Below are 13,082 nucleotides of genomic sequence, written 5' to 3'. Positions count from 1 at the left end.
CGAGCCGGGTCGCGGTGAGGCATTCGCGCGGGTGGGTCCGTGCCGGGTCGCCTGGGGAGGTGCACCCGGCCCGGACCCACCCGCCGCGCGTTTCCCCAAGTGTGTCATCCGCTTCCGGCTGCGAAGATCTCCGCAGATCGAGATTGCGAGGAGCACCGATGGCGGAGAGTTCTGTTCGGCGGAATCGGCTGCGGGTCTGGTACCGGCCGATGACGATGCGCGACTCCGGTGAAGGGCACCGGGTCGCGACCCCGCTGGAGCTGTTGTTCGACCTGTGTTTCGTGGTCGCTGTCGCGCAGGCGGCCGCCGGTCTGCACCACGCGATCGCCGAGAACCACATCGGGCACGGGGTGCTCAGCTTCGGGATGGTGTTCTTCGCGATCTGGTGGGGCTGGCTGAACTTCAGCTGGTTCGCGTCGTCGTTCGACACCGACGACGTCCCGTACCGGCTGGTGACGCTGGTGCAGATCGCGGGAGGGCTGACCGTCGCCGCGGGGGTCTCGTCCGCCTTCGAAGGCGACTTCGAGATCGTGGTGATCGGCTATGTCCTGATGCGGCTCGCGATGGTCGTGCAGTGGCTGCGCGCCGCGCGGACCGATCCGGACTGCCGTCCGGCCGCGCTGCGTTACGCCGTCGGCATCACGATCGTCCAGATCCTGTGGGTCGTACGGCTCGGTCTGCCGGAGTCGCTGGGGCTGCCGTCGTTCTTCGTGCTCCTGGTGGCGGAGCTCGCGGTCCCGGTGATCGCCGAACGCAAACGCTGGACGGGCTGGCATCCGCACCACATCGCCGAGCGCTACGGCCTGTTCACGATCATCGTGCTGGGTGAATCCATCCTCGGTGCGACCACCGCGGTCAAGAAGGGGCTGGACGAGGGCAAGCACACCGGCAGCCTGATCTCGCTCGCCGCCGCCGGGCTCGTGCTGGTCTTTTCGTTGTGGTGGCTCTACTTCGACCAGCCAGGCCACGCCCGGCTGGAGAAGGCGAAGAGCCTGTTCACCGTCGCGAGCTGGGGCTATGGGCACTATCTGATCTTCGCCTCGGCGGCCGCGCTCGGCGCCGGCCTCGAAGTCGCGGTCGACTACGACACCCACACCGGGCACGTCGCCTCCCTGCCGGCCGCCATGGCGACGACCGTGCCCGTCGCGATCTACCTGCTGAGCGTCTGGCTCATGCACATCGGCCCCACCAACGAATGCCGTCCGATCGCGATCGGCTTCCCGGTGACCGCGGTGCTCGTGCTCGCCGCGTCGTTCACGCCGGCGCCCATCCACATCACCGCGGGGCTCGCCGCCGCCCTCGTCGTGCTGACGGTCGTCGCGACCCACGGCGAGCCGGTACCGGGGGAGAGCTAGATCGACGCAGGTCAGAGCGTCGGCGCGAAAAAAGGGACCCCCCTGTAAACGCCGGTTTCGGGCCGTGTAATGTTCTCTTCGTCGCCAGGGAAACCGAGCGGCCGCCGGGAACACGAACCAAGCTCCCACCGGATGGTGGTAGAGTGGGTGGTCCCGAACCGGAGAGGTAACTCTACCCCAGCTGAAACGGCAGTTTCGAGCAGGTGCTAGGGTGTGCTCCGGACAAAGCCAAGAAATGACTGCTTCGGATAAGGCCGTGTAGCCACGGTGCGATCTGGGGTGTGTTGCTTGAGAACTCAACAGTGTGCTAGTGAACTAAGCCAGTAGAGCTTATGTATTTGAACCTCGTGTGAGGTTCCTTTGAGAGCATTAAATTGCCTCGATCAAATTTGACATTGTTGGAGAGTTTGATCCTGGCTCAGGACGAACGCTGGCGGCGTGCTTAACACATGCAAGTCGAACGATGAAGCCTTTCGGGGTGGATTAGTGGCGAACGGGTGAGTAACACGTGGGCAATCTGCCCTGTACTTTGGGATAAGCCTGGGAAACTGGGTCTAATACTGGATATGACTACTGATCGCATGGTTGGTGGTGGAAAGCTCCGGCGGTACGGGATGAGCCCGCGGCCTATCAGCTTGTTGGTGGGGTAATGGCCTACCAAGGCGACGACGGGTAGCCGGCCTGAGAGGGTGACCGGCCACACTGGGACTGAGACACGGCCCAGACTCCTACGGGAGGCAGCAGTGGGGAATATTGCACAATGGGCGCAAGCCTGATGCAGCGACGCCGCGTGAGGGATGACGGCCTTCGGGTTGTAAACCTCTTTCGCCAGGGACGAAGCGCAAGTGACGGTACCTGGATAAGAAGCACCGGCTAACTACGTGCCAGCAGCCGCGGTAATACGTAGGGTGCGAGCGTTGTCCGGAATTATTGGGCGTAAAGAGCTCGTAGGCGGTTTGTCGCGTCGTTCGTGAAAACTCCACGCTTAACGTGGAGCGTGCGGGCGATACGGGCAGACTTGAGTTCGGTAGGGGAGACTGGAATTCCTGGTGTAGCGGTGAAATGCGCAGATATCAGGAGGAACACCGGTGGCGAAGGCGGGTCTCTGGGCCGATACTGACGCTGAGGAGCGAAAGCGTGGGGAGCGAACAGGATTAGATACCCTGGTAGTCCACGCTGTAAACGTTGGGCGCTAGGTGTGGGCGACATCCACGTTGTCCGTGCCGTAGCTAACGCATTAAGCGCCCCGCCTGGGGAGTACGGCCGCAAGGCTAAAACTCAAAGGAATTGACGGGGGCCCGCACAAGCGGCGGAGCATGTGGATTAATTCGATGCAACGCGAAGAACCTTACCTGGGCTTGACATGCGCCAGACATCCCTAGAGATAGGGCTTCCCTTGTGGTTGGTGTACAGGTGGTGCATGGCTGTCGTCAGCTCGTGTCGTGAGATGTTGGGTTAAGTCCCGCAACGAGCGCAACCCTTATCCTACGTTGCCAGCGCGTTATGGCGGGGACTCGTGGGAGACTGCCGGGGTCAACTCGGAGGAAGGTGGGGATGACGTCAAGTCATCATGCCCCTTATGTCCAGGGCTTCACACATGCTACAATGGCTGGTACAGAGGGCTGCGATACCGCGAGGTGGAGCGAATCCCTTAAAGCCGGTCTCAGTTCGGATCGCAGTCTGCAACTCGACTGCGTGAAGTCGGAGTCGCTAGTAATCGCAGATCAGCAACGCTGCGGTGAATACGTTCCCGGGCCTTGTACACACCGCCCGTCACGTCATGAAAGTCGGTAACACCCGAAGCCCATGGCCCAACCCGTAAGGGGGGGAGTGGTCGAAGGTGGGACTGGCGATTGGGACGAAGTCGTAACAAGGTAGCCGTACCGGAAGGTGCGGCTGGATCACCTCCTTTCTAAGGAGCAACACATCCACCCCGCCGGGATACCCGGACCAACGGTTGGTGGAGTGGGCACGGCTCAACATCCGAATGTGGTGTTGCCGGGCTTGCTCAAGGAATTGTGGAACTACTGGTTATGGTGTCGCCGGTTTTTGCCGGGACGCTCTAGTACTGCTTCCTTCGGGAAGCGTGGAACGGGTGCTCCTGGGAAGTCGGAGGGATTGTTCGCTGGCATGCTGTTGGGTCCTGAGGCAACACGCCAAGGGGCTTACACGAGCTCCAGGTTGTTTGTTTCTGGTGTGGTGTTTGAGAACTGTAGAGTGGATGCGAGCATCTTTGTGGTCAAGTTGTTAAGGGCACATGGTGGATGTCTTGGCTTCAGGAGCCGATGAAGGACGTGGGAGGCTGCGATATGCCTCGGGGAGCTGTCAACCGAGCTGTGATCCGAGGATTTCCGAATGGGGAAACCCAGCACCAGTTATGTGGTGTTACCCGCATCTGAATATATAGGGTGTGTGGAGGGAACGCGGGGAAGTGAAACATCTCAGTACCCGTAGGAAGAGAAAACAACCGTGATTCCGTGAGTAGTGGCGAGCGAAAGCGGAAGAGGCTAAACCATGCACATGTCAAGCTGTCAGGCGTTGTGTGTGTGGTGTTGTGGGACCCGCCTTGAAGAGACTGACATTTCTTCGGGTTGATGTGCTGGTTAGTGGAACGCCTTGGGATGGGCGACCGGAGTGGGTGAGAGTCCCGTACGCGAAAACCAGTTTCTGAGACCTTGGTGGTGTTCCCGAGTAGCAGCGAGCTCGTGGAATTTGCTGTGAATCTGCCGGGACCACCCGGTAAGCCTAAATACTTCCTGAAGACCGATAGCGGACTAGTACCGTGAGGGAAAGATGAAAAGTACCCCGGGAGGGGAGTGAAAGAGTACCTGAAACCGTGTGCCTACAAGCCGTCAGAGCCCGAGCACATCCTTGTGATGTTGAGGTGATGGCGTGCCTTTTGAAGAATGAGCCTGCGAGTTAGTGCTGCGTGGCGAGGTTAACCCGTGTGGGGTAGCCGTAGCGAAAGCGAGTCTGAATAGGGCGATTGAGTCGCGTGGTCTAGACCCGAAGCGGAGTGATCTACCCATGGCCAGGCTGAAGCGTCGGTAAGACGACGTGGAGGGCCGAACCCACTTAGGTTGAAAACTGAGGGGATGAGCTGTGGGTAGGGGTGAAAGGCCAATCAAACTCCGTGATAGCTGGTTCTCCCCGAAATGCATTTAGGTGCAGCGTCACATGTTTCTCCACGGGGGTAGAGCTACTGGATGGTCTAGGGGCCTTACCGGGTTACCGAAATCAACCAAACTCCGAATACCGTGGTGTGAGAGTGTGGCAGTGAGACGGCGGGGGATAAGCTTCGTCGTCGAGAGGGAAACAGCCCAGAACACCAGCTAAGGCCCCTAAGTGTGTGCTCAGTGGGAAAGGATGTGGGATTGCCCAGACAACCAGGAGGTTGGCTTAGAAGCAGCCACCCTTGAAAGAGTGCGTAATAGCTCACTGGTCAAGTGGTCCTGCGCCGACAATGTAGCGGGGCTTAAGCACACCGCCGAAGCTGTGTCATTGACACATATAGATCGGCGTTCTCCTTGAGGGGACGTCTAGTCGTGTTGATGGGTAGGGGAGCGTCCTGCATCCAGGGAAGCGGCGGCGGAAGCCAGTCGTGGAGGGTGTGGGAGTGAGAATGCAGGCATGAGTAGCGAATGCAGAGTGAGAAACTCTGCCGCCGGATGACCAAGGGTTCCTGGGCCAGGCTAATCCGCCCAGGGTAAGTCGGGACCTAAGGCGAGGCCGACAGGCGTAGTCGATGGATAACGGGTTGATATTCCCGTACCCGAGCACGTGCGCCCAGGATGAGGCGGTTGATACTAACCACCCAAAGCCAGTTACCGAAGTCTTCGGATGGAGGTTTCTGTGTGGAGCGTGGGATCTGATTCCGTAGTAGTCGAGTGATGGGGTGACGCAGGAAGGTAGCTCCGCCAGTGAGTGGTAGTACTGGTGTAAGCGTGTAGACCGAATGGTAGGCAAATCCGCCATTCATATAGGTTGAGACGTGATGCGTAGCCGATTGAGGTGAAGTAGAGTGATCCTATGCTGCCGAGAAAAGCCTCTAGCGAGTGCGTGCACGGCCCGTACCCCAAACCAACACAGGTGGTCAGGTAGAGAATACTAAGGCGATCGGGTGAACTGTGGTTAAGGAACTCGGCAAAATGCCCCCGTAACTTCGGGAGAAGGGGGGCCAAACACTCTGAAGTCCCTTGCGGACTAGGGGTGGGTGGCCGCAGAGACCAGCGGAAAGCGACTGTTTACTAAAAACACAGGTCCATGCGAAGTCGCAAGACGATGTATATGGACTGACGCCTGCCCGGTGCTGGAACGTTAAGAGGACCGGTTAACCCTTCGGGGTGAAGCTGAGAATTTAAGCGCCAGTAAACGGCGGTGGTAACTATAACCATCCTAAGGTAGCGAAATTCCTTGTCGGGTAAGTTCCGACCTGCACGAATGGCGTAACGACTTTCCGGCTGTCTCAACCACAGGCCCGGCGAAATTGCACTACGAGTAAAGATGCTCGTTACGCGCGGCAGGACGGAAAGACCCCGGGACCTTTACTATAGTTTGGTATTGGTTTTCGGTTCGGCTTGTGTAGGATAGGTGGGAGACTGTGAAGCTGGCACGCTAGTGTTGGTGGAGTCGTTGTTGAAATACCACTCTGGTCGGATTGGGAATCTGAACCTCGGACCATGATCTGGTTCAGGGACAGTGCCTGATGGGTAGTTTAACTGGGGCGGTTGCCTCCTAAAGAGTAACGGAGGCGCCCAAAGGTTCCCTCAGCCTGGTTGGCAATCAGGTGTTGAGTGCAAGTGCACAAGGGAGCTTGACTGTGAGACAGACATGTCGAGCAGGGACGAAAGTCGGGACTAGTGATCCGGCACCACCTGGTGGAAGGGGTGTCGCTCAACGGATAAAAGGTACCCCGGGGATAACAGGCTGATCTTGCCCAAGAGTCCATATCGACGGCATGGTTTGGCACCTCGATGTCGGCTCGTCGCATCCTGGGGCCGGAGTAGGTCCCAAGGGTTGGGCTGTTCGCCCATTAAAGCGGCACGCGAGCTGGGTTTAGAACGTCGTGAGACAGTTCGGTCCCTATCCGCCGCGCGCGTAGGATACTTGAGGAAGGCTGTCCCTAGTACGAGAGGACCGGGACGGACGAACCTCTGGTATGCCAGTTGTCACGCCAGTGGCATGGCTGGTTGGCCACGTTCGGAAGGGATAACCGCTGAAGGCATCTAAGCGGGAAGCCTGTTCCAAGATGAGGTATCCCACCCCTTTGTGGGTTAAGGCCCCCAACAGACCATTGGGTTGATAGGCCAGAAATGGAAGCACAGTAATGTGTTGTCGAGTTGACTGGTACTAATAGGCCGAGGACTTGCCCACAAAGATGTTACGCATCCACTCTACAGCTCTGAAACACCACACAACCACCAGCAAGATCGGTGGGGAGTGTTGTTTCATAGTGTTTCGGTGGTTATAGCGTCAGGGAAACGCCCGGTCCCATTCCGAACCCGGAAGCTAAGCCTGACAGCGCCGATGGTACTGCAACCGAAGGGTTGTGGGAGAGTAGGACACCGCCGGACTAACATTAGAAAAAGAGGGCTCGGGCCCCGGTTGAGAACCACGAGTTCTCCCAGGGCCCGAGCCCTCTTTTTTCATGCCCGAAACCCGTCACACCCGTGCCTGGGCACGTCACACACGTGCTTGAACCCGTCATACGCGTGCTTGAAGCCGTCACTCGCGTGATTACAGGGACGACACCCGTGACCAGACGGACGACACGACCAGAGGCCAGCGTGTCGTCCGTCTGATCACACGCGACGTCCCGCCACACACACCTACCGTCCACCTGATCACACGAGATACGTCTCCGAGCACGCGAGATACGGGCTCAAGCACACGAGTGACGGGTTCAGGCACGCGAGATACGGCCTTGGGCACGTGGAGCGACGGGGCCGGGCACGGGAGCGCTGGGCGCGGGAGCGAGGGGCGCGGGAGCGAGGGGCGCGGGCACGCGAAGGACCGGGAGGGCCGGCCGCAGTCAGAGGACTAAATGCGGGAGAGGGCGAGCGCGGGGAGGGTGTCGGCGAGCGGGCCGCGGACGACGGCGGTGGCCATGGAGTCGTAAGGCGTCTCGGAGCCGTTGCAGATGACCACGGCGGCGCCGGCGCGGGAAGCGACACTCACCAGTGAGGCGGCCGGCTGCACGCTCAGGGAGGACCCGGCCACCAGCAGGAGATCGCTGTCGGAGACGGCGGCGCGGGCGGTCCGGAGCAGGTTCTGGTCCAAGTGCTGGCCGAACGACACGGTGGCGGACTTCAGGATGCCGCCGCATACCAGGCAGGGCGGATCGGCCTCGCCCGCCCGGACGCGGTCCAGCGTCGAGCGCATGTCCCGGTGGTCGTCACAGGACAGGCAGACGGACTCGAACATCGTCCCGTGCAGTTCCAGCACCCGCTCGGGCGGAGAGCCCGCCTTCTGGTGCAGCCGGTCGATGTTCTGGGTGACGATCCACGCCGGCGACAGGCGCTCGAGCGCGTAGTGCGCCGCGTTCGGTACGGCGTCCCAGCCGGGATGCACCAGCCGCGCCTGCCAAGTCCGTTCCCGGACCTCGCGGCTGCCCTGATACGCCTTGAGGTTCGACATCTTCTCCGCCCCAGGGTCGCGGGTCCACAGCCCCTGTGGGCCGCGGAAGTCGGGGATCCCGGAGTCGGTGGAGATCCCGGCGCCGGTCAGTGCGACGATCCGGCCGGCGCCGGCCACGAGTGAGCGGGCGGTGCTCAGGGTGCTGGTCACCGGCCCATCATCCCTCTACTTGAGCGCGCTGCCCGCCTGCCAGTCCGCCCACGACTTCGACCAGTCGCCGTACAGGTCCCACACCGGCAGCTGCGGGCCACCGGAGTTGGTCACCTCGACGACGTCGCCGAGCCCCATGTTCTGGTAGAACCACTGCGCGTTGGCGGCGTTGAGGTTGATGCAGCCGTGCGACACGTTCGAGCTGCCCTGCGCGCCGACGCTGTTCGGGTTCTCGTGGACGAACTCGCCGTCGTTGGAGATGCGCAGCGACCATTTCTCGTTCGACTTGTAGTACCCCGGCTGGCCTTGGCAGACGCCGTACGTGCACGAGTCCATCGTGTAATTCTCGTGTTTGTCCGAAATGACGTGTGCGCCCAAATGGGTGGGCGTGGCGTCCTTGCCCATGGAAATGGGCATCGATTTCGCGAGCTGGCCGTTGTGGAAGATCTGCATCTGCTCGGTGTTGCCGTCGGCCTTCGCGACCCAGGAATCGTGCACTTTGTACGTTTCGGTGCGATCGGTCGCGCCGTACACGCCATTGCCGAAATCGACGCCGTAGATCATCGCCGACACCTTGAGCGTCGTCCCCGGCTGCCAATAGACCTTGGGGCGGTAATGGACGTTCTTGTCGTCGATCCAGTACCAGGAGCCTTCCTGCTTCGGCGTGGACTCCACGGACAGCTTCTTCTCCACCTCGGCCTTGTTCTTCACCGGCTGACCGAAGGTGAACACGATCGGCTGCCCGACGCCGACACCGCCGGAAGCGACCGCCGAGGGCGCCGGGATCAGGTTCGGGTTCGCCTGCTGCTTCGGGCTCAGCGTGGAGACCCTGCTCTGTTGCTCGACAGGCTTTCCGTCGGTGCCCTGGGCGTGCGCCACGATCTTGTAGGTGCTGCCGTAGCCGAGCGGTTCGGTGGTCTTCCAGCTGAGCCCGTCGCTGGCCAGTTCGCCCTTGACCTGGTTGCCCTTGTCGGCGTTGCTGACGGTGACGTCGATCAGCTTGCCGTGCTCCGCCTTGACCACCACCGGGGTCGCCGGATTGACGTTCGTCCCGCCCGCCGGGTCGATGGTCACCGAAACCGGGCTTTCGTCCGATCCCGCGCTCGGGCCGGCGGAATGGGAATCACCGGAGCCGCCGGGGGACGAGCAGGCCGAGATCAGCAGTATCGCGGCGAGTATTCCGGCCGTCGAAAGTAATGTCTTCTTGGGAAACATATGGTTCTCTTTTTATGTCGCGCCATCAGCGGAAAGTTCTCTTTCAAAACTACGCGACGAAGAAGACGTGATCGCTGCCGGATGGTTGCCTGTCAGGCCACGACGAGACCGGGGGCACCATAAAGACCGGGGCCATCGACACTCAATTCGCCCAAATAGGTCTTCGCGGCTTCGTAGGCCTCGGCGGTCAGTGCCGCGGTGTGGCTGAAGTCCAGCGGGCTGACCCGCACCGGCTTCGGCCCGGGCACGTAGACCACGGGCACTTCGGCCGCGGCGATCGGCGCTTCCAGGACCGCCTGGTTCCGCATGCTGACCATCGCGGTGTACATCATCACCTCGGCGAAGGTCTGCGGAGTGCCGGGCATCTTGCCGGGGAAGGCGCAGTCGAGGACGACGAGCGACTTCGCGCCCATGGCGAGCGCCTGCCGCATCGGCACGTTGGCGACCAGGCCGCCGTCATAGAGCATGCGCTCCCCGAAGGGCACCGGCGGATAGATCCCCGGGATCGCGCAACTGGCCAGCAGCGGCGCCAGCACGGGCCCGGAACGGATCAGCAGTGGCTCCGCGGTGTCGACGTCCGTCGCGACGACCCCCAGCGGCAGCGCGAGATCTTCGAACCGGACGCCCTCGCCGATGTGCTCGTCGACGATCGCGGCGAGCCCGGTGTTGGGGAACAGGTTGGTCTTGCTGTGCCGCAGGGTCCGCACCTGGCTGAGCACGCCGCCGGGGAAGGCCTCGTGCCGTGTCATCCGTGACCAGATCCGGTCGAGCCGCTCGCCCGCTTCGCCCCGAGGGCGAGGACGGCGGCGTTCAGCGAGCCCACCGAGGTGCCGACGACGAGATCGGGCGCGACGCCCGCTTCCGTGAGGGCCCGCAGCATCCCGACCTGCATCGCCCCGAGACTGCCGCCGCCACCGAGGACGAAACCGATCGGCTGGGGCAGGTTCAGGGCGGCCATGCCCGGAATCTAGTCGTCCGCGCCGATCTTCGCCGGGGCGGCTTCTTCGGCTGTGACCGCGAGCGCTTTCTTCTTCTTGTAGCGCAGCAGGAAGAACACGGCGACACCGACGAGCACGCCGACGATGACCAGGCCGCCGGTGTTGAGCGCGCCTTCGACCTTCTTGGCCGCCTCGCCGAGCGCGGCACCGATACCGATGTGGATGGCCGACCAGCAGGCCGCGCCCGCCGCGGCGGCGGGCAGGAACTTCCGGAAGGGCAGGCCCGAGGTCCCGGACGCGGCCGGGGTCAGCGTGCGGATCACCGGGAGGAACCGAGCGAAGAACACCGCCCACGCGCCTCGCCGTTCGAGCACTCCGGTCGCCTTGTCCCAGGCGTCGAGGCCGTACTTGCGGATCAGCTTCGTCTCGCGCAGACGCGGGCCGAAGCGTTTGCCGATCGCGTAGCCGAGCGAGTCGCCGAGTGCGGCGCAGACCGTCACGACCGCCCACAGGGTCAGGAACCGCGAGACCGACGTCGCCGTCGTGGCCGCGACCAGCAGCCCCGATTCACCGGGGGCGATGAAGCCGAGCCCGATGGTGCATTCGGCGAACACGAGTCCGCCGGTCGCCGCGACCAGTCCCGGTTCGGGGAGTCCCTGCAGCCAGTTCAGAAGATCAGTTACCAACGCCACCAGGTCACTTTACTGATTCGTGACCTGGTGGGTGGCGATGTCGCGAAGAGGGTGACCGGAGTCACCGTGCCAGCAGCGAGCTGGCTTCCTGCGCGGCGGGACCTTCGGCGGCCAGGTGGGCCAGGTTCTCCGACAGCGGTTCGCCGCGGTGGGCCTTCGTCTGGGCGAAAAGGCGACCGGCGCGGTACGAGGAACGTACGAGCGGCCCCGCCATCACGCCGGCGAAGCCCATGGCCTCGGCGGCGTTCGAGTGCTCGACGAACTCTTCGGGCTTGACCCAGCGGTCCACGGGGTGGTGCCTGGGCGAAGGGCGCAGGTACTGGGTGATGGTGAGGATCTCGCAGCCCGCGTCGACCAGGTCCTTCATCGCGGGCGCGACCTCTTCGGGGGTCTCGCCCATGCCCAGGATGAGGTTCGACTTGGTCACCAGACCGGCCTCGCGGGCCTTCGTGATGACTTCCAGCGACCGCGCGTACCGGAAACCCGGCCGGATCCGCTTGAAGATCCGCGGGACGGTCTCGACGTTGTGCGCGAGCACCTCGGGGCGGGAGCCGAAGACCTCGGCCAGCTGGTCGGGATCCGCGTTGAAGTCCGGGATCAGCAGCTCGACACCGGTGCCCGGATTCAGCGCGTGGATCTGACGGACGGTTTCGGCGTACAACCACGCGCCGCCGTCTTCCAGGTCGTCGCGCGCGACGCCGGTGACCGTCGAGTAGCGCAGGCCCATCGCCTGGACGCTTTCGGCGACCTTGCGGGGCTCGGTGCGGTCCAGCTCGGCGGGCTTGCCGGTGTCGATCTGGCAGAAGTCACAGCGCCGGGTGCACTGGTCGCCACCGATCAGGAAGGTCGCTTCACGGTCTTCCCAGCATTCGTAGATGTTGGGACAGCCGGCTTCTTCACACACGGTGTGGAGGCCTTCGCGGCGCACCAGGCCTTTGAGTTCGGTGAACTCCGGACCCATCCGGGCGCGCGTCTTGATCCACGACGGCTTCTTTTCGATGGGAGTCTGGGAATTCCGGACCTCGAGCCGCAACAGCTTGCGGCCATCTGGGGCAGCACTCACACCGTCACCCTACGCCCGCCGGAGCAGTGCTCGCCGCTCACGCGGGGTCGGGGGTGACGCCCGTCAACTTGGTGGTCAGGTCCCACAACGCGGCACCGAGCGATTCGCTCCTCGCGGCGGCCAGCGGGCGCACCTTGACCGGGGCGCCGCGAAGTCCGCCGAGCCCGCGAGGGCCGATGTAATCGCCGCCTTCGGCCTCGGGGGAGGTCGCCGCGAACAGCTGCGGGAGCGTGCCCTGGCGGGCGTTCTGCGCGATGAAGATCTCGCCGATCCGGTTGCCCCCGGCGACGAGCGCGCGCACCACCCGGTTGCGGTAGGAGCGGGCCATCCCCGAGCCGAGCCCGGTCCAGGTGTAGCCGGGGTGCGCCGCCACGCTGACGACGTCCTCGCCCGCGGCGCGCAGCCTGCGGTCGAGTTCGAGCGCGAACACCTGATTGGCGAGTTTCGACTGGCCGTAGGCCGAGCCGGGGTTGTACATCCGGCGTTCGAAGTTCGGGTCGGCGACGTCGATGCGCGCGCCCGTCGCCGCGATGCTCGACAAGGTGACGACGCGCGCTCCCGAGCCGTTGCGCAGTGACGGCATCAGCAGCCAGGTCAGCACCGCGTGCCCGAGGTGGTTCGTGCCGAACTGGGTTTCGAAACCGTCCTTGGTGTGGCCGCGCGGGGTCGCCATCACACCCGCGTTGTTGACCAGGATGTCGAGCTTGCCGCCCGTCAGCTCCTGGACCTTCTTCGCGGCTTCGCGGACCGAGTCGAGGTCGGCGAGGTCCAGCCGGACGAGCTCGGGTGCTTCCCCGGTCGCGGCCGCGCGCACCTTCTCCAGTGCCTTGGCGCCACGCTCCGGCGACCGGCAGCCGAGCAGCACGCGGGCCCCCTTGCCCGCGAGCACCTCGGACATCCGCAACCCGAGCCCCGAGTTCGCGCCGGTGACGAACACCGTCCGGCCGGTCTGATCCGGGATGTCGGCCTCGGTCCAGCGCGTGTGAGCAGCCATGCGGGTCACCTAACTACATCGTCGGCCGTGCCGCTACGC

At 63.2% G+C, this 13,082-nt stretch carries 6 protein-coding genes, 3 rRNA genes and 1 pseudogene; 4 read left to right on the top strand and 6 right to left on the bottom strand.

The genetic code is table 11. From position 1 onward, the window contains the following. Positions 1-158 precede the first annotated feature (158 nt). The 4 genes from MJQ72_RS28155 to rrf all read left to right on the top strand — a co-directional run bounded on the left by MJQ72_RS28155 (position 159) and on the right by rrf (position 6,928). Positions 159-1,355 (top strand): low temperature requirement protein A, encoded by a 1,197-nt coding sequence (locus tag MJQ72_RS28155; RefSeq protein ID WP_240594121.1) that lies wholly within the window; start codon positions 159-161, stop codon positions 1,353-1,355. A 395-nt stretch (positions 1,356-1,750) separates the two neighbouring features. Next, positions 1,751-3,267 (top strand): 16S ribosomal RNA (locus MJQ72_RS28150). Positions 3,268-3,592: 325 nt separating this feature from the next. After that, positions 3,593-6,728, top strand: a 23S ribosomal RNA gene (locus MJQ72_RS28145). Between the two features lie 83 nt (positions 6,729-6,811). Further along, positions 6,812-6,928, top strand: a 5S ribosomal RNA gene (gene rrf, locus MJQ72_RS28140). The 16S, 23S and 5S rRNA genes sit together here, the layout of an rRNA operon. A 466-nt stretch (positions 6,929-7,394) precedes the next feature. On the opposite strand, the gene MJQ72_RS28135 is transcribed toward rrf, so the two are convergent. The 6 genes and pseudogenes from MJQ72_RS28135 to MJQ72_RS28110 form a co-directional block, all read right to left on the bottom strand. Next, the gene (locus MJQ72_RS28135) at positions 7,395-8,141 is read right to left on the bottom strand and encodes a Sir2 family NAD-dependent protein deacetylase (protein ID WP_240594120.1); all 747 of its coding nucleotides are present in this window, start codon (positions 8,139-8,141) and stop codon (positions 7,395-7,397) included. A 15-nt stretch (positions 8,142-8,156) separates the two neighbouring features. Further along, complete coding sequence (locus MJQ72_RS28130; RefSeq protein WP_240594119.1) at positions 8,157-9,356, bottom strand: Ig-like domain-containing protein; 1,200 nt, start codon at positions 9,354-9,356, stop codon at positions 8,157-8,159. 92 nt (positions 9,357-9,448) lie between these two features. Continuing rightward, positions 9,449-10,314: pseudogene (locus MJQ72_RS28125) on the bottom strand (patatin-like phospholipase family protein). A 9-nt stretch (positions 10,315-10,323) separates the two neighbouring features. Beyond that, the gene (locus tag MJQ72_RS28120) at positions 10,324-10,986 is read right to left on the bottom strand and encodes a DedA family protein (RefSeq protein ID WP_240594118.1); all 663 of its coding nucleotides are present in this window, start codon (positions 10,984-10,986) and stop codon (positions 10,324-10,326) included. A gap of 61 nt (positions 10,987-11,047) precedes the next feature. After that, entirely contained in the window at positions 11,048-12,049 is a 1,002-nt protein-coding gene (gene lipA, locus MJQ72_RS28115) for a lipoyl synthase (protein ID WP_043848287.1), read from the bottom strand. 37 nt (positions 12,050-12,086) lie between these two features. Further along, positions 12,087-13,043 (bottom strand): oxidoreductase, encoded by a 957-nt coding sequence (locus MJQ72_RS28110; RefSeq protein ID WP_240594117.1) that lies wholly within the window; start codon positions 13,041-13,043, stop codon positions 12,087-12,089. Between the last annotated feature and the right edge of the window lie 39 nt (positions 13,044-13,082).

It is taken from the genome of Amycolatopsis sp. EV170708-02-1 (genome assembly GCF_022479115.1).
Classification (GTDB): Bacteria; Actinomycetota; Actinomycetes; order Mycobacteriales; family Pseudonocardiaceae; genus Amycolatopsis.
Note: the sequence above shows the minus strand (reverse complement) of the source record. Positions and strands in the feature narration are given on the sequence as shown.

What these genes read in the sequence shown, in the direction of transcription:
- MJQ72_RS28130 (WP_240594119.1), bottom strand. Translation starts at nt 9,356, where the DNA reads ATGTTTCCCAAGAAGACATTACTTTCGACGGCCGGAATACTCGCCGCG.
- MJQ72_RS28155 (WP_240594121.1), top strand. Translation starts at nt 159, where the DNA reads ATGGCGGAGAGTTCTGTTCGGCGGAATCGGCTGCGGGTCTGGTACCGG.
- MJQ72_RS28110 (WP_240594117.1), bottom strand. Translation starts at nt 13,043, where the DNA reads ATGGCTGCTCACACGCGCTGGACCGAGGCCGACATCCCGGATCAGACC.